Annotated in this window: 21 protein-coding genes and 1 pseudogene; 14 read left to right on the top strand and 8 right to left on the bottom strand. The window is 66.1% G+C overall.

Going from position 1 to position 23,938, the window contains the following annotated elements; translation table 11 throughout:
• Positions 1-5 precede the first annotated feature (5 nt).
• The 8 genes from ACZ60G_RS22505 to rraA all read left to right on the top strand — a co-directional run bounded on the left by ACZ60G_RS22505 (position 6) and on the right by rraA (position 4,680).
• The gene (locus ACZ60G_RS22505; RefSeq protein ID WP_465811979.1) at positions 6-545 is read left to right on the top strand and encodes a hypothetical protein; all 540 of its coding nucleotides are present in this window, start codon (positions 6-8) and stop codon (positions 543-545) included.
• A 42-nt stretch (positions 546-587) separates the two neighbouring features.
• The gene (locus ACZ60G_RS22500) at positions 588-1,238 is read left to right on the top strand and encodes a YcnI family copper-binding membrane protein (RefSeq protein WP_465811978.1); all 651 of its coding nucleotides are present in this window, start codon (positions 588-590) and stop codon (positions 1,236-1,238) included.
• Positions 1,235-1,789: a copper resistance CopC family protein gene (locus tag ACZ60G_RS22495; RefSeq protein WP_465811977.1), complete on the top strand. Its 555-nt coding sequence runs from the start codon at positions 1,235-1,237 to the stop codon at positions 1,787-1,789. Before ACZ60G_RS22500 ends, ACZ60G_RS22495 begins: the two co-directional genes overlap by 4 nt.
• Positions 1,790-1,811: 22 nt before the next feature.
• The gene (locus ACZ60G_RS22490; protein ID WP_465812155.1) at positions 1,812-2,741 is read left to right on the top strand and encodes a copper resistance D family protein; all 930 of its coding nucleotides are present in this window, start codon (positions 1,812-1,814) and stop codon (positions 2,739-2,741) included.
• 57 nt (positions 2,742-2,798) lie between these two features.
• Positions 2,799-3,257: an SRPBCC family protein gene (locus tag ACZ60G_RS22485; RefSeq protein WP_465811976.1), complete on the top strand. Its 459-nt coding sequence runs from the start codon at positions 2,799-2,801 to the stop codon at positions 3,255-3,257.
• 44 nt (positions 3,258-3,301) lie between these two features.
• The gene (locus tag ACZ60G_RS22480; RefSeq protein WP_465811975.1) at positions 3,302-3,682 is read left to right on the top strand and encodes a DUF5313 family protein; all 381 of its coding nucleotides are present in this window, start codon (positions 3,302-3,304) and stop codon (positions 3,680-3,682) included.
• A gap of 63 nt (positions 3,683-3,745) precedes the next feature.
• On the top strand, positions 3,746-4,111 hold the full coding sequence (locus ACZ60G_RS22475) for a DUF5313 family protein (RefSeq protein ID WP_465811974.1): 366 nt from the start codon (positions 3,746-3,748) through the stop codon (positions 4,109-4,111).
• Positions 4,112-4,191: 80 nt separating this feature from the next.
• Positions 4,192-4,680 (top strand): ribonuclease E activity regulator RraA, encoded by a 489-nt coding sequence (gene rraA / locus ACZ60G_RS22470; protein ID WP_465811973.1) that lies wholly within the window; start codon positions 4,192-4,194, stop codon positions 4,678-4,680.
• Positions 4,681-4,684: 4 nt separating this feature from the next.
• On the opposite strand, the gene ACZ60G_RS22465 is transcribed toward rraA, so the two are convergent.
• The gene (locus tag ACZ60G_RS22465; protein ID WP_040685709.1) at positions 4,685-4,906 is read right to left on the bottom strand and encodes an RNA-binding S4 domain-containing protein; all 222 of its coding nucleotides are present in this window, start codon (positions 4,904-4,906) and stop codon (positions 4,685-4,687) included.
• Positions 4,907-5,049: 143 nt separating this feature from the next.
• Here ACZ60G_RS22465 and lysX point away from each other — a divergent pair, with 143 nt between their 5' ends.
• Both lysX and ACZ60G_RS22455 read left to right on the top strand, forming a co-directional pair.
• Positions 5,050-8,373: a bifunctional lysylphosphatidylglycerol synthetase/lysine--tRNA ligase LysX gene (gene lysX, locus ACZ60G_RS22460; protein ID WP_465811972.1), complete on the top strand. Its 3,324-nt coding sequence runs from the start codon at positions 5,050-5,052 to the stop codon at positions 8,371-8,373.
• Between the two features lie 123 nt (positions 8,374-8,496).
• Positions 8,497-8,730 carry a hypothetical protein gene (locus ACZ60G_RS22455; protein ID WP_465811971.1) on the top strand — a complete coding sequence of 78 codons (234 nt, stop codon included), beginning with the start codon at positions 8,497-8,499 and terminating at the stop codon, positions 8,728-8,730.
• Positions 8,731-8,784: 54 nt separating this feature from the next.
• On the opposite strand, the gene ACZ60G_RS22450 is transcribed toward ACZ60G_RS22455, so the two are convergent.
• Positions 8,785-10,299 carry an MFS transporter gene (locus tag ACZ60G_RS22450; RefSeq protein ID WP_465811970.1) on the bottom strand — a complete coding sequence of 505 codons (1,515 nt, stop codon included), beginning with the start codon at positions 10,297-10,299 and terminating at the stop codon, positions 8,785-8,787.
• Positions 10,300-10,407: 108 nt separating this feature from the next.
• Here ACZ60G_RS22450 and ACZ60G_RS22445 point away from each other — a divergent pair, with 108 nt between their 5' ends.
• Positions 10,408-11,109, top strand: a complete 702-nt coding sequence (locus ACZ60G_RS22445; protein WP_465811969.1) for a winged helix-turn-helix transcriptional regulator — start codon at positions 10,408-10,410, stop codon at positions 11,107-11,109.
• Positions 11,110-11,126: 17 nt separating this feature from the next.
• On the opposite strand, the pseudogene ACZ60G_RS22440 reads toward ACZ60G_RS22445, so the two are convergent.
• Positions 11,127-11,381 (bottom strand): annotated as a pseudogene (locus ACZ60G_RS22440) (Uma2 family endonuclease); the annotation flags it as partial.
• Position 11,382: 1 nt separating this feature from the next.
• Entirely contained in the window at positions 11,383-11,706 is a 324-nt protein-coding gene (locus tag ACZ60G_RS22435) for a Uma2 family endonuclease (protein WP_465811968.1), read from the bottom strand.
• Positions 11,707-11,855: 149 nt separating this feature from the next.
• Between ACZ60G_RS22435 and ACZ60G_RS22430 the strand changes: the two genes are divergently transcribed.
• Together ACZ60G_RS22430 and ACZ60G_RS22425 are read left to right on the top strand one after the other, a co-directional pair.
• The gene (locus tag ACZ60G_RS22430) at positions 11,856-12,473 is read left to right on the top strand and encodes a histidine phosphatase family protein (protein WP_465812153.1); all 618 of its coding nucleotides are present in this window, start codon (positions 11,856-11,858) and stop codon (positions 12,471-12,473) included.
• A gap of 132 nt (positions 12,474-12,605) precedes the next feature.
• A complete protein-coding gene (locus ACZ60G_RS22425) occupies positions 12,606-12,899 on the top strand; it encodes a hypothetical protein (protein WP_465811967.1) in 294 nt (97 codons plus the stop codon).
• Between the two features lie 72 nt (positions 12,900-12,971).
• Here ACZ60G_RS22425 and ACZ60G_RS22420 read toward each other — a convergent pair whose 3' ends face one another.
• From ACZ60G_RS22420 to aroQ, 4 genes are all read right to left on the bottom strand, one after another.
• Complete coding sequence (locus tag ACZ60G_RS22420) at positions 12,972-13,871, bottom strand: cutinase family protein (protein ID WP_465811966.1); 900 nt, start codon at positions 13,869-13,871, stop codon at positions 12,972-12,974.
• Between the two features lie 364 nt (positions 13,872-14,235).
• On the bottom strand, positions 14,236-15,705 hold the full coding sequence (locus ACZ60G_RS22415) for a glutamate synthase subunit beta (RefSeq protein ID WP_465811965.1): 1,470 nt from the start codon (positions 15,703-15,705) through the stop codon (positions 14,236-14,238).
• A gap of 119 nt (positions 15,706-15,824) precedes the next feature.
• On the bottom strand, positions 15,825-20,477 hold the full coding sequence (gene gltB / locus ACZ60G_RS22410) for a glutamate synthase large subunit (protein ID WP_465811964.1): 4,653 nt from the start codon (positions 20,475-20,477) through the stop codon (positions 15,825-15,827).
• 764 nt (positions 20,478-21,241) lie between these two features.
• Positions 21,242-21,796 carry a gamma subclass chorismate mutase AroQ gene (gene aroQ, locus ACZ60G_RS22405; protein ID WP_465811963.1) on the bottom strand — a complete coding sequence of 185 codons (555 nt, stop codon included), beginning with the start codon at positions 21,794-21,796 and terminating at the stop codon, positions 21,242-21,244.
• Positions 21,797-22,090: 294 nt separating this feature from the next.
• On the opposite strand from aroQ, the gene ACZ60G_RS22400 reads away from it, so the two are divergent.
• A complete protein-coding gene (locus ACZ60G_RS22400) occupies positions 22,091-23,860 on the top strand; it encodes a DUF4407 domain-containing protein (protein ID WP_465811962.1) in 1,770 nt (589 codons plus the stop codon).
• Positions 23,861-23,938 lie beyond the last annotated feature (78 nt).

Below are 23,938 nucleotides of genomic sequence, written 5' to 3'. Positions count from 1 at the left end.
ATCCGATGTCTCCCGGCCAGCCCTCCGGCAGCCCGCGTGGCTGTCTGGTCGGCGGCATGGTCGGCGCGCTCGCCATCGCCGCACACGGTGCGGCGGGTGGCGGATTTCCGGATTCGGCCGAATCCGCACTGCTGCTGCTTGTTTCGGCGTTGACGGGTTGGGCCGCGGGACGGCTGCACCGGGGCGCCATCGGGCATTGGGCCGTGCTCGGTCCGCTCGCGCTGGGACAGCTCGCCGGACATGCGGTGCTATCCGGGCTGATCGACCACACCCATGGCCACACCGCAGTACCGCAACTCGACCCATATCTGCCCACGGGCTGGATGTTGCCGGCGCACTTGATCGCGACGCTCGGCTGCGTCGCGCTGATCCTGCTGGCCGAGCGGCTCTATGCGTTGGCGTCCAGCGTCATTCGCGCGGTTTCCGCAGCCGGATCACCGCTCGCGGTCGGCCGCCCGGTCCGCTGGTCCGATCCGATTCTCCGGCACTACCGCTTTCATCCGAACGGCGCGATCGGTCCGCGCGCGCCACCGGTGTCGGCCTGACCCGCCACACCCAAACCCCTTCGGACAGAAAGCACTTCATCCATGCGTACGCAGATCACGCGCGCCTGCACGGCGGTCGCCGCCGCCGGTTTCGTTCTCCTCGCGGGCGGCACCGCCTCCGCACACGTCACCGCCGACGCACCCGGTGCGACGCAGGGCGATTACTCGGTGATCACCTTCAAGGTCCCGACCGAATCGGAGACCGCGAACACCACGTCGCTCACCGTCGCCCTGCCCAGCCTCAAGAGCGCCCGCACCGAACCCATCCCGGGTTGGAGCTCCAAGGTCGACCGCAATGACAAGGCCGAGGCCACCTCGGTCACCTGGACCGCCGATCCCGGCACACCAGGTGTTCGGCCCGGCCAGTTCCAGCGCTTCGTCCTCTCGGTCGGCCCGCTGCCGACCCAGGACGAGGTCAGCTTCCCGGCGACCCAGACCTACAGCGACGGCAAGGTCGTCAAGTGGGATCAGCCCATGGGCGCCGACGGTTCCGAACCCGAGCATCCGGCACCGATGCTCACCCTCGCGGCGGCCTCCGGCGACGGCCATGACGTCGGCAGTTCGGCCGCCGCCGCGGAGCAGGCGAAGGACACCGACAACACCGCGCGCTGGCTCGGCGGCATCGGACTCGCGCTCGGCCTGCTCGGCGTCGCGCTCGGTCTGGGCAATGTGATCCGCGGACGCCGGGCATGAGTGGCATCGCCATGCGTCGCATGGCCGCCGGGCTGGTCGCGGGCCTGCTCTTGCTGAGCATGGGCGTGCTCGCGGCCGGAACGGCGGCGGCCCATTCGACGCCGGTCAGCAGCGTGCCCGCCGACGGCGCGAGCATCGAAACCGGTCCGGAGCGGGTGAGCATCACCTTCAACGAGCCGCTGCAGGAAAGCTTTCCGGCACTCACCGTGGTGGGTCCGGACGGGAATCTGTGGTCCAAGGGCGATCCGAAAGTGGACGGCCCGACCGTGAGCGTCGCGGTCGGCGAACTCGGACCGACCGGCGTCTACAAGATCGGGTACCGGGTCACCTCCGCCGACGGTCATCCGGTCAAGGGCGAGCGGAGCTTCACCCTCACCAAGGCGGGCAACGGTACGCCCGGCCCGAAGGCCGACAGTCAGCACAACTCCGGTGGCAGCGACGATTCCGGCGGAATTCCGCTGTGGGTCTTCATCATCGGCGCGGTCGTCCTGTTCGGCGGTGGTCTGGCATTCGCCCTGTTCGGCGGCAGGACCCGCAAATCGCAGCGGTGAGAAGAGCACACCGGTGAACAAGGTGCAGCGGACGACCGGCGGCGGAAATGCGCAAGCGCTGCTGCTGGTCGTCCCGGCCGGGCTGCTCGGGGTGGCGCTCGCCCTGATCCTGGCCGTCCCCGCCCCCGCGCAGACCGAGAGCGTCATCCGGGTGCTGGCGGACTGCACCGGTGCCACGGTGCTCGGACTGGCCGCATTGCCCCGACTGCACGATCGGCTCCGGCCGCCGTGGCGGGCGCTCGCGGTACTGGCCGGGATCTGGTGTGTCACCGAATTCACAGTGCTCGTCTTCGAGGCGGCCGCCGTCGTCGGCGTACCCATCGGCAAGCTCAGCGCCGGGCAGTTCGGCAATTTTCTGGTCGAGATCAGCGGCGGTCAGGTCGGTATCGCGGTACTGATCGGCAGCGGTGCGGTCGCCTGCTATTCGGCGATGGCGTTCCGGCGGCCGGAGACCGCGTCGGCCGATCTGGTGCTGGTCTTCGCCGCGGTGGCGCTCGCGCTGCGGCCGATCACCGGTCATATGTCGCAGCAGCCGTTCGGCTCGGTGCTCGCGGCGGTGCACGCGCTGGCGGCGGCGTCCTGGTTCGGCCTGCTGGTCGCGCTGGCGCTGGTGGTGCGCACCCGCGGTGAGTGGGCGGTGACGCTGCCCCGGTATTCGGCGGTGGCGCTGCCGCTGGTCGGCATCGTCACGGTCACCGGCCTGGTCAACGGGTTGGTGCGGGTCGGCGGGATCGCCCCGTTCGTGACGACCGGCTACGGCCGCATTCTGCTCGCGAAAACCCTTGTGCTGGTTGCGTTGCTGGCGCTGGGCTGGTGGTGGCGACGGACCTGGGTACCGCAGGCGACGGGACATCGGATGCCCGCCGAATCCTCACTGCGGCGCGCGATCATCGAGGTGGCAGTGATGGCCGTGGCCTTCGGATTGGCCGCGACCCTGGCGGTCACCGCCTGACGCTTGCAAATGCAAGCACCTGCGGCCGGGCTGTTAGCAACCCGTTACAGTTGTGCCATGACCGTGGTGAAGATCGTCGAAGACTGTGTGGCATCGGCCGAAACAGCCTTCGCGTACGTCAACGACTACCGGAATCTGTCGCGTTTCATCACCGAGGTCCAAGATTTCACGCCGATCACCGATCAAGTCGAGGGCGTCGGCGCGACCTTCGACGGCACCATCAAACTCGGTCCCGCCGCGCTGCATTCGCGCCTGCAGGTCGTGCGGTGGGAAGAGAACTACGCGATCGCGGTGAAGTCGATCAAGGGTTTCGAAATCGAATCCACCTTCCTGTTCCACGCCAAGGGCACCGATAACTGCACGGTGGACGCGATCGTCGACTATCGGGTGCCGGGTGGAATCGCGGGCAAGGTGCTCGGCAAGACCATCGAGCCGTTCGTGAAGCTCGCCGTCAAACACTCCACGCACAACCTGACCACCCAGATCGCCGAATTCCACGCCAGCAGGCAGGGCTAGCCAGAACTTGTCCGGGCCGGTCCGGGCGGAGGATGCTATGCACTATGGTTGACCGCACGACACCGACATTCCCGCAGCGCATCGCCTACATCTGCGGGCGCACGCTGCCGGCGTCGGTGTCGGCGTGGGTGCTCGAGGATCTCACCGGCCCCGGTGCGGCGCGGCGCTACCTGATGCGCTTCCTCATTCCGATGATTCCGGTGCTTAGCCTGTTCCTGCTGGTACCCGGACCGAAATGGATGGGGCTGGCGATGATGGCCCTGCTGTATCTACCGCTGATCTATTTCACCGCGGCGCTGATGTACGTGTATCGCAGGTCGCGTCTGGTCAAGCACGGCTTAGATCCGGCACTGGCCGACGCCACGTCCAGGAAGCGCGCGGAGACCGAGCGGCTGGCCTATGAACGCCGCCACGGTCGCGCCTGAAGTCGACTGCCGAATATTCGCCGAACCTGGCGGTGGCGCATCTCACAGGCATAGCCTGAACGTATGAAACGTCCCACGATAGGCCAGCGGATCTCCTACGATCTCGGCCGCGAGCTCCCCGAGGAGCTGCACGAGTGGGTCATCCACGACCTCGTCGGGCACGGGGCCGAGGTGCGCTATCTCGTCCGGTTCATCGTTCCGTTCATCCCGCTCTTGCTACTGCCGCTGCTGTTCCCCGGTCCGCTGGCGTTGAAGATCGGCGTGATCATCATGATGCTCGTGCCGCTGGTGGTGTTCACTGTGGCGCGCAGCTACGTCTGGCGCCGCTACCGGATGAAGCAGCACGGCCTCGATCCGGAATGGATCAACCACAACAAGATGCGCGAAACCGAGCGAATCAAGTACCAGATGCATTACGGACACCGCTGAACGGCGGTGCGCATACGGAGCCGGGCAGACCGGGTGGTCCGTTCGGAGTGGGTCGCGGCCCGAACTCTAAGCTGACACCCGTGACGGAATCGCAGAATATTGTTGCCACCGCGGACCTCGCCGACGAGATCGGCCCCGAAATCCGTAGCTGCGATACGCAGTTCATCCAGTTCGGCGGGCGCGCGGAGTTCTCCGGGCGCATCACCACGATCCGCTGCTTCCAGGACAACCTGCTGGTCAAGCAAACGCTGGGCGAGCCGGGCAACGGCGGCGTGCTCGTCGTCGACGGCGGCGCCAGCGTGCACACCGCATTGGTCGGCGACATTATCGCCGGACGCGGTGTGGCCAACGGCTGGTCCGGTGTCATCGTCAACGGTGCGGTGCGCGACTCGGCCATCCTGCGCACGCTCGATATCGGCATCAAGGCGCTGGGTACCAACCCGCGCAAAAGCACCCAGACCGGCTCGGGCGACCGCGATATCCCGGTGGAATTCGGCGGCATCACCTTCGTGCCCGGCCAAATGCTCTACAGCGACCACGACGGCATCGTGGTCCGTGCCGAAGACTGAGCGACTAGACCGCCGCCACCCTGGCCCGGTGACCGGCGATGGCCACAATGTCGCCGACATGCAATTGCCGTCCGCGACGCAGTTCCACCTCCTCGTTCACCCGTACCAGACCCGCGGCGATCACGGTCTTGGCCTCCGATCCGGAATCGATCAGATTGGCCAGCTTGAGGAACTGACCGAGTCGAATGACGTCGTCATCGATCGGCACATCGACTGCATCGGACATGGGATACATCCTTACTCCGTGGCCGTCGAACCGGAAATCCAACCCCCAGGCATGCGACCGACACACATGGATGACGCGCCGATAACCGACATGCCCGGGTGGCCTTCGGGCACCACTACCGCGGCACCGTACACACTGGTGCTGTGACAACCACGCACGCCGGGCAACACATCGACACCGAAGCACCCTCGGAAAGATCGGCACCACCGGTTCCACATCGCGGACACGGACGGTTGCGCGAAGTCCCGCATATCGCGGGTCTGCTCCTTGGCGTGTTTGCCGTGCTGTGCTTCCTGTGGAGCCTCTCGCCCGGACTGCGATATCTGACGCATGTACCGCGTCGCTACATCGACCTGTACTACTTCGACGCACCGGATACCAGCCTCGTGTGGGCGCTGGTGGTCGGTCTGCTCGCGGGGGCGACGGCGAGCCGCAAGCGAATCGCCTGGTGGTTGCTGCTCGGCTATATCGCGCTCTACGCGCTGGCGAATGTGCTCGAATTCGCCGACGAGAGCAATATGCACGCGCTGGTGGCAGCGGTGGTGCAACTCGCCGCGATCGGCGTGCTGCTCGCGTCCTGGCGGGAGTTCTACACCAAGGTGCGCCCGGGGGCGGGCTGGAAGGCGTTGGGCGTACTGGCCGGCGGTCTCGCGGTCGGCTGTCTGCTCGGCTGGGGTCTGGTGGAGCTGCTCCCCGGTTCGCTGCCCCGTGGCGTGCAGCGGCCGCTGTGGTCGGTCTATCGGGTGACGGCCGCGGTCTTGGTCGACAACGAACATTTCGACGGCCATCCGCGCCCGTTCGTCAACTTCCTGCTCGGCCTCTTCGGCGCCATCGCGCTGCTGGCCGCGGTGGTCATCCTGCTGCGTTCGCAACGTGCGGGCAATGCGATGACCGGCACCGACGAATCCGCGATCCGCGGTCTGCTGGAACGCTCCGATATCGAGGATTCGCTCGGCTACTTCGCGACTCGGCGCGATAAGGCGGTGGTCTTCGCACCGAGCGGCAAGGCGGCGCTGACCTATCGCGTCGAATTGGGCGTCTGCCTCGCCAGTGGCGATCCGATCGGCACTCGCGAGGCCTGGCCACAGGCGATCGATGCGTGGCTGCAGCTGGCCGACGAATTCGGTTGGGCGCCAGCGGTCATGGGCGCGAGCGAACTCGGTGCGACGGCGTACCGGCGAGCCGGACTTTCGGCGCTGCGCCTCGGCGACGAGGCCATTCTCGACACCAGGACCTTCTCGCTCGCGGGCCCGGAGATGAAGCAGGTCCGCCAGGCGGCGAACCGGTTGCGCAAGCACGGGATCACCGTGCGGATCCGCCGCCACCGCGATGTTCCGGCCGAGGAATTCCGGCAGGTGATCGCCCGTGCCGATGCCTGGCGCGATACCGAAACCGAGCGCGGCTTCTCCATGGCGCTCGGCCGCCTCGGCGATCGGCTGGACGGGGACTGCCTGCTGGTCGAGGCGGTCGATTCGCGGGAGCGGGTGCTCGGCATGCTGTCGCTGGTGCCGTGGGGACGCACCGGTGCGTCACTCGAACTGATGCGTCGAGATCCACACGGCCCCAACGGTGTCATGGAGCTGATGATCTCCCAGCTCGCGCTGACCTCCGAACAGCACGGCATCACCAAGGTTTCGCTGAACTTCGCGGTATTCCGCTCCGTCTTCGAAGAGGGCGGACGCATCGGCGCCGGACCCGTGCTGCGGCTGTGGCGCGGTGTGCTGCTGTTCTTTTCGCGCTGGTGGCAGTTGGAGGCGCTGTACCGCTCGAATGTGAAGTATCAGCCGCACTGGGTGCCCCGGTTCTTCCTGTTCGAGGAGCGCAGGCAACTACCTCGGGTGGCCATCGCCAGTGCGCTCGCCGAGGGCTTCCTACCGCGCTTCGGCAAGGAACCCGAGACCATCACCCACACCGGTCTGCACAGTGCGGTACCCGCGGGCATCACCGGCCTGCACGCCGACGGCAGTCCGCCGGATCTGCCGGACAACGTCGGTGTGGAACAGCTTCCCCGCCGCCCGGAGCAGGTGCGGGTGCGCATGGACAAGCTCGACCGGCTCGCGTCCGCAGGCGTCGACGCCTATCCGGTCGCCTATCCCCCGACGCATACCGTTGCGGCAGCGCGTCGTTCACCGCGCGGCACCACGGTGCGGGTCTGCGGCCGACTGCTGCGCATCCGCGATTACGGCGGTGTGATCTTCGCGGTGGTCCGGGACTGGACCGACGATCTCCAGCTGGTGATCGACCGCGATCGGGTCGGCGCCGGACGCAGCGCCGAATTCGGCGAATTCTTCGACCTCGGTGACCTCATCGAGGTCAGCGGCCAGATCGGGCACAGCCGGCGCGGCGAACTCTCACTGCTGGCCGCGGACTGGCGGATGATCGGCAAATGCCTGCATCCGCTGCCGGACAAGTGGAAGGGCCTGGCCGATCCCGAGGCCAGGGTGCGTCAGCGCTACGTCGATATGGCGATCAATCCCGAGGTCCGCGAGGTGCTGAGCAAGCGGACCGCGGTGGTGCGCTCGCTGCGGGATTCGTTGAACGCCTGGGGATATCTCGAGGTGGAGACCCCGATACTGCAGAAGGTGCACGGCGGGGCCAATGCGACACCGTTCCTGACCCATATCAATGCCTACGATCTGGATCTGTATCTGCGGATCGCGCCCGAGCTGTATCTCAAGCGGCTGTGCGTCGGCGGTATGGAGAAGGTCTTCGAAATCGGGCGCAACTTCCGCAACGAGGGTGTGGACTTCAGCCACAATCCGGAGTTCACCAGCCTGGAAGCCTATGAGGCACATGCCGATTACGAGCGGATGATGCAGCTGGCCCGCCAGCTCATCCAGAACGCCGCGCAGGCCGCCAATGGTTCGATGGTGGCGCTGCGACCCAAACCGGACGGCTCCTTCGAAGAAGTGGACATCTCCGGGGAGTGGACGGTGAAGACCGTGCACGGCGCGGTATCGGAGGCACTCGGCACCGAGATCACCCCGCAGACCACCCTCGACGAGTTGCGCGAACTCTGTGATAAGGCGGAGGTGCCCTATCAGCACGGCTGGGATGCCGGGCAGGTCGTGCAGGAAATGTACGAGCATCTGGTCGAATCCCATACCGAGCAGCCGACTTTCTACATCGACTTCCCCACCTCGGTCTCCCCGCTGACCCGCGCGCACCGCGACATCCCCGGCGTCACCGAGCGCTGGGATCTGGTCGCCTGGGGCGTCGAATTGGGTACGGCCTACAGCGAACTCACCGATCCGATCGAGCAGCGCCGCAGGCTCACCGAACAGTCGATGCTCGCGGCAAACGGCGATCCGGAAGCGATGGAGCTGGACGAGGACTTCCTGCAGGCGCTCGAGCATGCGATGCCGCCGACCGGCGGATTGGGCATGGGCGTGGACCGCATCGTCATGTTGATCACCGGCCGCAGCATCCGCGAGACGCTGCCGTTCCCGTTGGTCAAGCCGCGCTGAGTATCTCACCGCCGAGTATCTCAATATGAAAGATTGCAATCCGGAAAAGTTCCATATGCCGTATTTGCCCGCTACCCTTGATGATTCGGCCCCGGGAGGAGGCCGGTACCTTCGACCATGGGGATGCATATGTATCTAGACCTGCTGACCAACACCGCTCTGCTGGACCCGCAGGTGTGGGCGAGCGCGGACACCTGGACCAACTCCGACACCGTCGCATCGGCAATGGAGTTCGCGGCCAAGAAAAAGAAGAAGAGCAGCAGTGGGCTGATCATCGGCGGCATCTGCTGCCTGGTCGTCGTCGCCCTGATCGTCGGCGGCATCTACCTGCTGACCCAGCGCAAGAAGCAGCAGTAAATCCACGAAACGGCCCGGCTCGCATCGCGAACCGGGCCGTTTCGGTATTTCGGACTAGATGACGGTGCGTTCGGAGGCCACCTCGGCCTCGAGCAAAAGCTCGTCATCGAGTTCGTCGTGCGGCTGTGCCTGCACCGACTTCAGCACCACCGCCGCCGCGACCAGCGCGGCGACCACCAGAGCGGCGCCGATCCAGAACGCCAGGTGGAATCCGTTGGTGAGCGCCACATTTGCCGCGACACCGTCCTTCAGCAGATGTTCGGTCTTGCTCGCCGACAGTGTGGCCAGCACCGCCAGACCGAGCGCGCCACCGACCTGCATGGTGGTGTTGGCCAGACCCGAGGCCAGCCCGGCCTCCTGCGGCTCGACCCCCGACATCGCCAAATTCATCAGCGATGGGAAGGCCAGACCCGCACCGGTACCGAACAACACCATCGGGCCGAAGATGTCGATCCAGTAACTGCCGTCCACCGGCGCCTGGGTCAGCCAGAGCAGCGCCACGAGGATCAGCAGCAGACCGGGAATCAGCACCGTGCGGGCGCCGAAGCGCATCACCAGATGTTCGGAGTAGCGCACCGACAGCAGACCCATGATCGCGGCGACCGGGAAGAAGGCCGTGCCGAGCTGGATCGGCGAATAGCCGAGCACCTGCTTCAGGTAGAGCGAACCCATGAAGAACATGCCGAACATGCCCGCCACGGTCAGCACCTGGATCACATTGGCGCCGGACAGATTCCGCGAGCGGAAGATCTTCAGCGGCATCAGCGGGGTGGCCGCCGTCGCCTCCCGCGCGATGAATCCGCCGAGCAGCACCAGCGCGGCCGCGCCGAGCCCGAGCGTGACCGGATCGGTCCAGCCGTATTCCGCCGCCGGCTTGACGATCGTGTAGACGCCGAGCATCAGCGCCGCCGTGATCAGCACGGCGCCGGGCACATCCGCGCCGTCCTTCAGTCCGGCGCCCTTGTCCTTGTCCAGGATCTTCAGCGCGCCGAGGCCGACCGCAATGCCGATCGGCAGGTTGACCAGGAAGATCAGCCGCCAGTCCAGGGCGGTCAGGAAACCGCCGAGCAGCAGGCCGATCGCACCACCGGCCGACGCGACGAAGGCGTAGCGACCGATCGCCTTGGCCTGCTCGCGCGGATCCGGGAACATCGCGAAGATCATGCCGAGGATGACCGCCGAGGTCATGGCGCCGCCGATGCCCTGCAGGAAGCGGGCCGCGATGAGGGTCACCTCGTTGACGGCCGCACCACACAGCGCCGAGGCCAGGGTGAAGACCACCAGACCGGACAGGAACATAGTGCGGCGACCGATCAGGTCACCGAGTCGGCCGGCCAGCATGAGCAGGCCGCCGAAGGAGATCAGATATCCGTTCACCACCCAGGCCAGACCCGATGCGGTGAAGCCCAGGTCGGTCTGGATATCCGCGAGCGCGACATTCACGATCGTCGCATCGAGCACGATCATCAGCATGCCGCCGCACAACACATAGAGGGCGAGCCAGCGCTTGCTGTCCGAACCGGCCGGGGTGTCCCCGACCTGTCTATGTCGTTCTTTTGCTTCCGTCACCACAGACGCCTTCCACCCGAAGATCGTTACTGTGGCACGCTAGCAATGGTTAGTCCTAAAAGACAACTAATTAATTCAGTTGAAGAATCGGCTGATATGCTGTAGCTCATGACTGTTGCCCCGGAGCAGCGCGCCAAGCGCAGCTACCACGATGCCTGCGGTGCCGCCCGCGCGCTCGACCTCGTCGGCGAGCGCTGGACCCTGCTCGTGGTGCGCGAACTACTCCTGGGCCCCAAGCGCTTCACCGATCTGCGCGCCGGACTGCCCGGCATCAGTCCCAATGTGCTGTCGCAGCGGCTCGAGGAACTCGTCCAGATCGGCGTCGTACACAAGCGCAAGCTGCCGCCGCCGGTCGGCGCCGCCGTCTACGACCTCACCGAATGGGGTCGCGAACTCGACGACGTGATCGTCGCGCTCAACCGCTGGGGCGCCCGCACCCCCAACAGCTACAGCTGCTCCGACATGTCCACCGATTCGCTGATAGTCACCCTGCGCACCTTCTTCCAACCCGCCCGGGCCGCAGGTGTGCACGCCGACTACGACTTGTACTTCACCGGATCCGATTCCGGCACAGACGAATTCCACGCGGTCATCGCCGACGACACTCTGGGCATCAGCCGTGGCGCGACCGGTGCCGCAACCGTCGCCATCCACACCACGGTCCCGGTCTTCATCGCCGTCGCCTTCCACGGCCGACCGCTGGCCGAAAGCTTGGCCTCCGGCGAAACCAAGATCAGTGGGCCGCCCGCTGCCGTCGAACAATTCGTCAGCTTCTTCGAGCTGCCCCCGGAGTGCACCGCGAATCCCTGAAAATAGTCGCGGCGAATCTACATCCGATCGACTTCGGTCAGATCGATGTCGATGTCGAACGGAACACTCGAATGCAGCCGCTCGTGATGGATCCCCGTGAGCGCGTACGCTTTTGTGGCGGGATCGAGTTCGTAGACATAGACCACCGGACGCCCGTCGACATTCTCGACACGCCAGAAGTGGGTGATGCCTGCCCGGGCATACAGCTGGGGCTTGCGTTCGCGATCACGAGTGCGAGATTCCACCGACACAACCTCGATGGCGAGCACGACGTCATCGGCCCTGGTATGTCGTCAGCTCCGGACCACCATCGCGGTCGGCATGTACTGCGATGATGTCAGGTTCTGGTCGCTGGTCACGTCCCAGCGTCACTGTCATTTGCCGTCGAACCCTCAGATGTGCGGGTGCCAGGCCGCGCAAAGACATCTCCAGCAGTGAAACGGCCAACATATGGAACTCGGTCTGTCGGGCCGCGACGACGAGACTTCCGTCGATCAACTGCGAGTGCGGTGGCAACTCTGGCAACCGGTCCAAGTCCTCGGCGGTAAATCCCCCGGGCGGTGGTCGCAACCACTGTGGAAAGGGCTCGCTGGTCACAGCAGCGAGTATGGCACCCGAGCCGGTACAACCCGATTCAATCGGCCACACCCAACAGGATGGATGCCGCGCGCAGGGCAGCGATCTTCGGCGCGGCACTGGTTCACCCTGATATCGATGCGGAGTCCGGATACGGCAGAGTGGGCTGGGTGCAGTTCATATTCGTTCGTCATGCTCAGCCGTTGCGGGTGCAGACCTCCGGTGGACCGGCCGATCCCGGATTGGCGCCGGTCGGGGTGGAGCAGGCCGAACGGGTGCCTGCGGCATTGAGTCAGCATCGGATCAGCCGGATCGTGAGCAGTCCGCAGCTGCGGGCGCGGGAGACGGCCGAGCCGACCGCGGCGAAACTCGGGCTTGCGGTGGATGTGATCGACGATCTGGCCGAATACGATCGCGACCTGGCCTCCTACATTCCGATCGAGGATGCCAAGGTCGAATTCGCGGCCGTCTACGACCGGATCAAGTCCGGGCATCTGCCCGAACAGATCGACGCGACAGCCTTCATCACCCGGGTGCGCGATGCCATCACTTCGATCGCCGCGCACACCGATCCGGCCGATACGGTGCTCGTCTTCGCGCACGGCGGGGTGATCAACGTGTTCCTGCAGGAGGTGCTCGGCCTGGCCCGGCCGCTGACCTTCCCGATCGACTATTGCTCGATCACCCGGATCCTGTTCTCCCGCAGCGGCCGCCGGACCGCGGCGACCATCAATGAGAACGGCCACGTGTGGGATCTGTTGCCGCGCAATATTTCACAGCAAACTTGATGGTTGTTACCAGACTCGATCATTCACAGTCGACTGCCAGAATGATCGCACCTCAATCCCAGTGACGGAGCCTTCGATGGGACCGGTGAGCCGCCATACCAGCGACTCACCATCCGCGAGAAAGGAACCGTTTTGCTCTCCAAGACAAGGCGTAACGTCGCCCGGGTTGTCATCGCCGCCGCATTGGTCGCCGTGCCCCTCAGCGCACTCGCCGTCACGGCCTCCGCGGCCGAGCCCGATGCATCCGCTCAGTCCGTATCGAACCAGATTCCGCTGCAAGGCACCGATATAGACCGTCATCACCACCATCATCACGGTGATGGTGACCACGGTCCGGGCGGTTGGATCCCGGGACCGGACAATAATGGCGCCCCCGGCGTTGCCCCCTTCCAGCAGTTCCCGCCGCCGACCGGCTCCGCGGGCTGATCACGGTCGTAGAAAGCGAAAGGCCACCTCTCCATCCGGAGGAGAGGTGGCCTTCGCTATGTGGCTATGAAATCAGGCCATGCCCGCGATCCAGTTGTGCATCCAGGAGATGGCGGTCTGACCGCCGCCCACCGGGTAGCTGCCGTAAAGCGTATGCGCGTGCGAGTTGTAGAACCGCTCCAGATCCTTCGCCCGCTGCTGGTTGGCGGACTCGGTGAGCTGCGACTGCAGCGTCGGGATGCCGCCGAGGTTCATCAGGTCGTTCATGATGGCGCCCGCTTCGAGCTGGTAGCGCCAGAGGTTGGCCGGATTCGCCTCCGAGGTCTGCGCGAGGAAGCCGGCGAACCGGGTCACGAAATCGTCGGGGGCGGTGGCGCAGTAGAGATCGTCGAGCGCGCAGATGGTGCGGGTGCGATCGTTGAGCCAGCCGAAGCCGCCGACCCGAGCGCCACCGGCGCCCGCGCCCGGCGCGACCGGACCGACCTGGATGTCGGTGGGCGAGCGGCGCGGATCGGAGATCAGGCCGACACCCGCGATCCGGTCCGCCGGAATCGGGCTCAGGCCGGTGCCGATTTCGGCGGCGAGGTCGCCTGCCGCATCCGCACCCTGGCTGTAGCCGACGATCGCGATCTTGGTGCCGCCACAGCTCTGCGCCATCGCGGTGGCCAGGCCACGGGCGCGATCGGTCGCTTCCTTCTTGGACGCGCCGTAGACATCGCCTTCCCACGGGAAGGCGGTCGCGGCATATGTCACGTAATCGACGTCCACCGACCGGCCAAGGCCATTGGTTACGCCGGACAGCATGCCGGGCTGCGGCGTCTTGTCCTTTCCGGTCTCCCAAGTACCCGGAATCGCAACCACATAGAGGCTCGGGCAGCCCGGATCGGCCGTTACCGAACCGCTACCAAGGACTACGCCGGATGCTACAGCCGCGCACGCACCGAGTGCGGCGGCCACCTTCTTCAACCGCATACCGCTCCAGTTCAAAACATCGCCCCTTGCGAGAGCTAGCTCCGACAGTCTTTTGCCAACCGTGCTGACCTCGGCGGATGTCGGTCCAGTGCGTATCGGTCACCCACCGGGTATGACACACACGTCGCAACCCACATCCCAAGATCACGCACCACGCCGCAGATCACAATAAGGCAACGCCTCGACCTGCGCCATTCGAACTCGTTACCGTGTCCGATTCCCGTCAGCGAGCCCGTCGAAAACGGTTCCGCTCAGCGACCTTCCGCGTGTCGCGCCAAGATCGAATACGTACGCGGGGCAAACGATAAGGGCGCCTGTGGATTCGAGATCCACAGGCGCCCTTTCCGCTCCGGTAAGAGAGGTTCTATCGTTGCGCGACTGCCGTCGGCGGGATCGGCGCGGGCAGCGCGGTCTCGCCCTCGAGGAACTTGTCTACGGCAGACGCGGCGGCGCGGCCCTCGGCGATGGCCCAGACGATCAGCGACTGGCCGCGGCCCATATCACCGGCGACGAAGACGCCGGGGACATTGGTCGACCAGTTCTTGTCGCGCTGGACATTGCCGCGCTGGTCGTAGCCGACGCCGAGACCTTCGAGCAAGCCCGGCTTCTCGGGTCCGGTGAAGCCCATCGCGAGCAGCACCAGATCGGCCTCCAGGGTGAAGTCGGTGCCCTCGACCTTCTCGAAGCGGCCGTTGACCATCTTGACCTCGTGCGCCTCCAGCGCGGTGACCTTGCCGTCCGCGCCGACGAAACGCTCGGTGTTCACCGAGAACACGCGTTCGCCGCCCTCCTCGTGCGCCGAGGAGACCCGGTACATGAGCGGGTAAGTCGGCCACGGAGTGGAGGAGGCGCGCTCCTCCGGCGGCCGCGGCATGATCTCGAACTGGTGGATGCTGGCCGCGCCCTGACGGTGCGAGGTGCCCAGGCAGTCCGCGCCGGTGTCACCGCCACCGATGATGACGACCTTCTTGTCCTTGGCGTGGATCGGCGGCAGGCCGTTCTCGTCGGTGACATCGTCGCCGTGCTGCACCCGGTTGGCCCACGGCAGGAATTCCATCGCCTGGTGGATGCCGTCCAGATCCCGGCCCGGGATCGGCAGGTCACGCGCCAGGGTGGCGCCACCGGCCAGCACGACCGCGTCGAACCGCTCGCGCAGTTGCGCGGCGGTGATGTCGACACCGACGTTCACCCCGGTCTTGAAGATGGTGCCCTCGGCTTCCATCTGCGCGAGCCTGCGGTCGATGAAGCGCTTCTCCATCTTGAATTCCGGAATGCCGTAGCGCAGCAAGCCACCGATGCGGTCGGCGCGCTCGAAGACGGTCACGGTGTGACCGGCCCTGGTCAGCTGCTGTGCGGCGGCCAGACCGGCCGGGCCGGAACCGACCACGGCGACCCTCTTGCCGGTGAGGCGGGTCGGGTAGACCGGGGCCACCCAGCCCTCGTCGAAGGCGTTCTCGATGAGCTCGACCTCGACCTGCTTGATCGTCACCGGATCCTGGTTGATGCCAAGGACACAGGACGCCTCGCACGGCGCCGGGCACAGCCGCCCGGTGAACTCCGGGAAGTTGTTGGTCGCGTGCAGCCGGTCGATGCCCTCACGCCACTGGCCCTTGTGAACCAGGTCGTTCCACTCCGGGATGAGGTTGCCCAGCGGACAGCCGTTGTGACAGAACGGAATACCGCAGTCCATACACCGGCTGGCCTGGGTCTGCAGGGTCTGGTGCGAGAAACCCTGCTCGTAGACCTCTTTCCAGTCCATCAGGCGCAGCGGAACCGGACGACGCGTCGGCAGTTCCCGTTTGGTGTGCTTCAGAAATCCTTGCGGGTCAGCCACGTGCCGCCCCCGAATAGTCACAGCGCCTCGTCGACGTCATCTTCAGAACTTTCTGGTCAGCCACGTGCCGCCTTGAATGGTCACAGCGCCTCGTCGACGTCATCTTTAGAACTTTTTGGTCAGCCACGTGCCGCCTCCATAATCGCCTCGTCGACGTCCGTGCCGTTCTTCTCGGCTTCGGAAATCGCGAGCAAAACCTTCTTGTATTCGCGCGGCATAACCTTCACGAAGTGGTTCACCTGCTGGGACCAGTCGCTCAGAATGCGTTCGGCGACAGCCGAACCCGTCTGATCGCGGTGCTGGGTGACGGTGTCGCGCAGCCAGGTGAAGTCGTCACCGGCGAGCTGCTCGACCGCGTCGGCCTGCTCGGGGTTGAGCTTTGCCTCGAAGGTGCCGTTCGGGTCGTATACGAAGGCGACACCGCCGGACATACCGGCGCCGAAGTTGCGGCCGGTCTCACCGAGGATGACCACCCGGCCACCGGTCATGTACTCACAGCCGTGGTCACCGACGCCCTCGACCACCGCGGTGGCGCCGGAGTTGCGCACGGCGAACCGCTCGCCGACCACACCGTTGATGAAGGCCTGGCCGCTGGTGGCGCCGAACAGGATCACGTTGCCCGCGATGATGTTCTGCTCCGCGACGAAGTCGGCCGGTGCGTTCAGCGACGGGCGCACGATCAGGTGGCCGCCGGAAAGACCCTTGCCCACATAGTCGTTCGCGTCGCCCTGCACCCGCAGCGTGATGCCCGCGGGCACGAAGGCGCCGAAGCTGTTGCCCGCGGAACCGGTGAAGGTGATGTCGATGGTGTCGTCGGGCAGGCCCGCGCCACCGTAGAGCTTGGTCACCTCGTGGCCGAGCATGGTGCCGACGGTGCGGTTCACGTTCGTGATCTTGGTTTCGAACTTCACCGCCTGGCCGCGCTCGAGCGCATCGGCGCTCTGCGCGATCAGCTGCACGTCCAGCGCCCGGTCCAAGCCGTGGTCCTGGGTCTTGGTGCAGTACCGGTCCTGGCGCATGAATGCCGTCTCGACATCGTCGAGGATCGGCGACAGGTCCAGCTTGCTGGCCTTCCAGTGCGCCTTGGCCTGGGAGGTGTCGAGCATATCGACCCGGCCGATGGCCTCGTCCAGGGTGCGGAAGCCCAACTCCGCCAGCAGTTCCCGTACCTCTTCGGCGATGAACAGCATGAAGTTCTCGACGAATTCCGGCTTGCCGGTGAAGCGTTCGCGCAGCACCGGGTTCTGCGTCGCGACACCGACGGGGCAGGTGTCGAGGTGGCAGACCCGCATCATGATGCAGCCCGAAACCACCAGAGGCGCAGTGGCGAAACCGAATTCCTCGGCGCCGAGCAGTGCGGCGATCATCACGTCGCGGCCGGTCTTCATCTGGCCGTCGACCTGCACGACGATGCGGTCGCGAAGTCCGTTGAGCAGCAACGTCTGCTGGGTCTCGGCCAGGCCGAGCTCCCAGGGACCGCCCGCATGCTTGAGCGAGGTCAGCGGCGAGGCGCCGGTACCACCGTCGTGGCCGGAGATCAGCACCACGTCCGCGTGTGCCTTCGACACACCGGCCGCAACCGTGCCGACACCTGGCTCCGCAACAAGTTTCACGTGAATCCGCGCCTGCGGGTTCGCGTTCTTCAGGTCGTGGATCAGCTGCGCCAGATCCTCGATCGAGTAGATGTCGTGGTGCGGCGGCGGCGAGATCAGGCCGACGCCCGGCGTCGAGTGCCGCACCTCGGCGACCCACGGGTACACCTTGTGCGCGGGCAGCTGACCGCCCTCACCGGGCTTGGCGCCCTGGGCCATCTTGATCTGGATATCGGTGCAGTTGGTCAGGTAGTGCGCGGTGACACCGAAGCGACCCGAGGCGACCTGCTTGATCGCCGAACGCCGCCAGTCACCGTTCTCCTCGACCTCGAAGCGGGCCGGATGTTCGCCGCCCTCACCGGAATTCGAGCGACCGCCGAGGCGGTTCATCGCGATCGCGAGGGTCTCGTGCGCCTCGGAGGAGATGGAGCCGTAGCTCATCGCGCCGGTAGAGAACCGCTTGACGATGGCGCTGGCCGGTTCGACCTCGTCGATCGAAATCGGCTTGCGCTCACCGGTCCTGAACTTGAACAGGCCGCGCAGCGAGGCCAGCCGCTCGGACTGATCGTCGACCAGCTTGGTGTACTCCTTGAAGATCGAGTACTGCCCGCTGCGGGTGGCGTGCTGCAGCTTGAATACGGTGTCCGGGTTGAACAGGTGGTACTCACCCTCGCGCCGCCACTGGTATTCACCGCCCACCTCGAGCTCGCGGTGCGCGCGCTCGTTGCGGTTCTCCAGGAACGCCACGGTGTGCCGGGCTGCCACATCGGCGGCGATCTCGTCGAGGCCGATGCCGTCCAGATGCGAACGCAGGCCGGTGAAGTACTCGTCCACCAGTTCCTGCGACAGGCCGATGACCTGGAACAGCTGCGCGCCGGTGTAGGAGGCGATGGTGGAGATGCCCATCTTGGACATCACCTTGAGCACGCCCTTGCTCGCGGCCTTGTTGTAGTTCGCGACCGCCTTGCGGTAGTCGGCGGGCAGGTCGCCGGTGCTGCCGGGCAGCTGGAGCCCCCCGCGCTCGAGCAGATCCTCGATGGTTTCGAAGGCCATGTACGGGTTGATCGCGGCCGCGCCGAAGCCGACCAGCATGGCCATGTGGTGCACCTCGCGGGCGTCACCGGCCTCGACGACCACGCCGACCATCGTGCGGGTGCGCTCGCGCACCAGGTGGTGGTGCACCGACGAGGTCAGCAGCAGCGACGGAATCGGCGCCAGCTTCTCATTGGACTCGCGATCAGACAGCACGATGATCCGCGCTCCGCCCTCGATGGCGGCCGAGACCTGGGTGTTGATGGCCTCGAGGGCCTTGCGCAGGCCCTTGCCACCCTTCTTCACCGGGTACAGACCGTGCACGACCACCGAGCGCAGCTCCGGATGCGAGCCGTCGTCGTTGATGTGGATGAGCTTGGCCAGCTCGTCGTTGTCCAGAATCGGCTGCGGGATGGTGATCTGGTGGCAGGACTCAGGTCCCGGATGCAGCAGATCGGCCTCCGGGCCGAGGGCCCGGCGCAGGCTGGTCACCACTTCTTCGCGGATCGCGTCCAGCGGCGGGTTGGTCACCTGCGCGAACAGCTGGGAGAAGTAGTCGAAGAGCAGCCGGGGGCGCGAGGACAGTACCGCGATCGGGGTGTCGGTGCCCATCGAGCCGAGCGCCTCACCGCCGGTCTTGGCCATCGGCGAGATCAGTAGATTCAGCTCTTCATTGGTATATCCGAAGATCTGCTGGCGGATCAGCACGCGATCGTGCGACATGTGCACATGCGGGCGGTCGGGCAGATCGGCCAGCTTGGTCACGCCGGCATCGAGCCATTCCTGGTAGGGGTGCTCGGCGGCCAGCTGGCTCTTGAGCTCCTCATCGCCCACGATGCGGCCCTGTGAGGTGTCGACCAGGAACATGCGGCCCGGCTGCAGCCGGACCTTCTGGACCACCTTGGCCGGATCGATATCGAGGACACCGACCTCGGAGGCCATGACGACCAGACCGTCATCGGTGACCCAGATGCGGCTAGGGCGCAGGCCGTTGCGGTCGAGGACGGCGCCGACCACGGTGCCGTCGGAGAAGCACACCGATGCCGGGCCGTCCCACGGCTCCATCAGCATCGAGTGGTAGCGGTAGAACGCCCGCCGCTGCGGGTCCATGTTCTCGTTGCGTTCCCAGGCCTCGGGAATCATCATCAGCACCGCGTGGGGCAAGCTGCGGCCGCCGAGGTGCAGCAGTTCCAGCACCTCGTCGAAGCGCGCGGTATCGCTCGCCCCCGGGGTACAGACGGGGAAGATCTTCTGCAGGCGGTTATTGCCCGCTTCGTCGATGCCGAAGACATCCGAGCGCAGCAGCGCCTCGCGGGCGCGCATCCAGTTCTCGTTACCGGTGACGGTGTTGATCTCACCGTTGTGCGCGACCCGGCGGAACGGATGCGCGAGCGGCCACGACGGGAAGGTGTTGGTGGAGAACCGGGAGTGCACGATGCCGAGGGCGGACTCCATCCGGCCGTCCTGCAGGTCCAGGTAGAACGCGCGCAGCTGGGGGGTGGTGAACATGCCCTTGTAGACGAAGGTCTGACCGGACAGGCTCGGGAAGTACACCGACTCCTTGCCGACCGCGCCCTCGCCCGCACCGGCCTTGCCCAGTTCGTGCTCGACGCGCTTGCGCACGACATAGGCCCGGCGCTCCAGATCCATGCCCGACAGCTGCTCGGCCGAACCCTTCGGCGAGCCGATGAAGATCTGGCGGAAGGTCGGCATGGCGTCGCGGGCCAGCGCACCCAGGGTGGACTCGTCGGTGGGCACCTCGCGCCAGCCGAGCACGGCGAGGCCCTCGGATTCGACGATGCGCTCCAGGCCGTAGGCGGCCTTGGTCGCCTCGCGGCGGGCCTGCGGCAGGAAGGCGATACCGGTGGCGTAGGAACCCTCCGGCGGCAACTCGAAATCGACCACGGCACGGAAGAACCGGTCCGGAATCTGGATCAGGATGCCGGCGCCGTCACCACTATTGGGTTCGGCACCTGCGGCACCGCGGTGCTCCAGGTTCAACAGAGCCGTAATAGCCTTGTCGACGATGTCGCGGCTGCGGCGGCCGTGCATGTCGACGACGAATGCGACACCGCAGGCGTCGTGCTCGTTCGCCGGGTCATAGAGCCCGATGGGTCCGGGGGACCTGTGGCCAGGAAGTTGCGTCATGCCTCTGCCTTCAAGAAAGTCGGCCTCGATGAATCGGCCTATGGGAAAGGGGCCTTTCGTCGATTGCCTCCGTCAAGACTGCGCCTGTACGTTGCGAAACCAGCCGCGCTGATGGTCTTCTTCGTGCAGTCACGTCTCCAGTTGTCCACCCGCTGCGATGACGTAGGGGTGCTCGTCGGTAACGGAACGCTTACGTGTTCCTTACCTCCGCACGGGTGCGCGCCCGCTACGCTTGGGCACCGGATTTCCGAGCCCGAGCGGGCGCTGGTGCCGAACATTCTGTGTTCGGCGTAAGAGCAAACGATAAGTCAGGTCCTGGGCCCAACCAACTCAGGTGATGCTAATAACTGGGTCTAGCTGGGCTTCTTCAATCAGTCCTCCACGTGTGCGCGTTGTCCAGTGTAAAGCAGCGAACGCGGTCCGATCGATCCCCTTGGCACCGGGTGCCAGCAGCGAGAACGGGCGCCCAGGACCCGCATCCGCGCCACACCTCGCACCCCGAGAACCGGCGCTCACCTGCATCGAAGTGGATTTCCCCTGCTTCACTCGAGGCAAACCCGATTCACGGTGGCTAACTGACCGGCGGGCCGGATGAGAGATTTCCGACAGGGGTGTGACAAGCACACAACCCGATCCGACCGTCCGGACTCTTTTGCTGGATGTGGAATTCAGCACATTTTCAGCAATCTAATTCGAGTGGTTTACGACACATTTCCGCCGGGCGACACGCGGTGCCGACGACTTGCGGCTAACAGCACACCCTTCTAGGGACCGCACAGCGCGGCGGCGGCACGGACCAGCGCCGTCTGATGCAGCGCGTCGCGGCCGGCGGCGAGCATCCCGAAAACCGGCGGTGCCAGGCGCAAGACACAGTTGGGACCGGTGAGCTCGGCGCGGCGCAGTGCGAGTTGGTCGACGATTTCCACATTCACCCGGTCGATCACCGGGCGCACCGACGCCAGGTCGGGCGGCATGCTCGGCGCCGCGGCCGGATCGAAGCGCCAGCGGGTGACCAGGCCGCGCTGGACGATCTTGTTGGCCTCGATCTGTCCGAAGAACACCTGGTTGATCCAGCTTTCCGGAAGTCCGCGGTCGGCGCCGAGGCGCACCATCGCGTTGTATACCTGCGCTTCGCGTTCCGGATCGTCGATCGAGGGCCGGCCACCGTTCTGCGCGGCGGTCGCCCATTTGGCCGCGGCGACGGCGTCGGCAGTATCCAGGCGTTCGGTCACCAGAGCGACGATGCGATCCAAGGCCGGATCGTCATCGAGTGTTTGCGCACGGCTATCGGGGGCGGCCATCAACAGAGCCGCTGCCACACACACCAAAACCCTTGCCGAGCCTCGGAAAAACACTCGCAACACCCCGTTCGTCGGCTCGTTCCGGTGCGGTCATTCCTGCCAGATTAAGGGTGAGCGGGCGCACAAGTCCGGCGGTCATACCGAATTCTGTGAGCCTGACCACATCCCAGGCCGCGTGCTCGGTGTGTCGCGGTCACGCCTGTCACGCTGTGACAACGAATCAGTGACGGCTTCGGCGGGTTTTCGAGCGACCTGCAAGCAGTCGCTAGCGGGCCGCCACTTTGACTTGGGATGTAGAGGATGTGGGATCCCATGACAGTCACCGGCTTGTTCACCTGGCTCGGTGGAGGTCTCGGGCGCGAGCAGGGTGGGTCCGAACTCGACTATCCGCATGAGCGGGCGGATTATGCCGTGAGCGGCGCCGTTGTACTGCTGTTCGCGGCGGTGGCCGGGATCGTCGGCACGGTCGCACTTGCCACGGCCGATGCCATGCCGTTGTTCGCGATCGTGTTCGTCGCGCTCGTCGTCGCACTGCTGGCGGGTGCGGTGGCACGTGCCCTCGCGACCGCACGACCCGCCGGTGGTCCGGATCGCCGAGGCCTCGCCGGACGCGTCGCCGTCGCAGTCCTGGCCGGGGTATTGGTCGCAGAACTCGCTTCGACGGTGCTCTTCGGCGGCACCATCGATCGGCTGCTCGATGAAAAGGCGCAGCGTGCGGTCGATTCCGCACCTGCGGTGGTCACCGCGCGGACCGAGCTGGAGCGTGCGAAGGCCGATCGCGCCGCACTGGACCAGTCGATTACCAAGGCGCAGGCCGATATCGACCACGCGCTGGTGATCGCGCGCTGCGAATACAACCCGACGCCGGAATGCCCGCAGACCAGGATCACCGGTGTGCCCGGTCGCGGTCCCGAATCGCAGACCGCAAACGCGATGCTCGACGACGCGCGCAAGCAGCTCGCCGCAGCGCAGGATCGGGTGGCCGGACTGGATCAGCGGATCACCGAGGACCAGAAGGCACTCGACACCGCCGGGTCCGCCGCCTTCGCCGATGCCGATCGCGGCCTGGGCGCGCGCTGGCTGGCCATGAACGACTACACCACCGGTACGGCGAGCGCATTCCTGCTGCGAGTGCTGAGCATCCTCACCTTCGTCCTGCTCGCGCTGCTGCCGCTGATCCTGCGGTGGTGGCGCGGGGAGACCTCACTCGATCGGCGACTGGCCTTCCACACCGTGCAGGACCGCGCCGAACGCGGCGCCGACGCCGCTATCGCGGTGAAACGCGCGGAGGTGCGGGCCGAGGCCGAAAACCTGCGCACCGAACAACAATTGACCGCCGCCCGACTGGCCGTCGAGGCCGATACCGCCATCGATCGGGAGCGTCAGCGCACCCGGATCATCGCCGCCATCGGCGGGTTGGAAATCGGCATCACGGACCCGGGGCGAGGTGAACTTCCAGCCGGAACGGCTGGCGACCGAGAGGACAGCTCTGTGTCTCATGAGGTGACCCCCAATCTTCCGGCCACCATGAGTGCGGGCGCGCTCGCACCGACCGGCGGTGCAGGCGCGGTGGTGCCCCATACCGCCTCGGCCGCACCCGCCGCGCCCAGGAGCGGCGGCCTGGAACTTCCGCTGATCGGCACCGTGCCGTTCTCCGATACCGCGGCCCGCTTCATCCGGCCGCTGGTACCCGCGTTCGTCGCCAATGCGATCGACACCGCCACCCACCCGCTGCGCACCGCACGCCAGGCATTCGAAGAGGTCGAGGAGATCACCTTCACCCTGCGCCGCACCCGCAAGGTGACCGTCGACTCCCAGGATTCGCACGCCCCGGCCATCACCCAGCCCCCGCACCCCGGCTACCAATTGCCCGCCACCCCCGAGTCCTGGCACGCCCAACGCGTCGCGGCCACCGTCGTCGACGCGGACTACACCCAGAACCCCCACTACTCCGCCCTCCCCCAGCCCGCCCCCCAGGGCTACGGCCTCCCCCAAGCCGACCGCCACGACGAACTCTCGACCCGCCCCCGCAACGAACTCCCCGGCCACCGCGGCCCAAGGGAACTGCCGCCCGCCAACTGACCGGCACGATCCAGCAGCCGGTCCATCGCCGGACGGACGGTGCCGTCCGAGACCGGACGCACGTGGATCAGCCGCCGA

Source organism: Nocardia sp. NPDC102475 (assembly GCF_055584605.1).
Note: the sequence above shows the minus strand (reverse complement) of the source record. Positions and strands in the feature narration are given on the sequence as shown.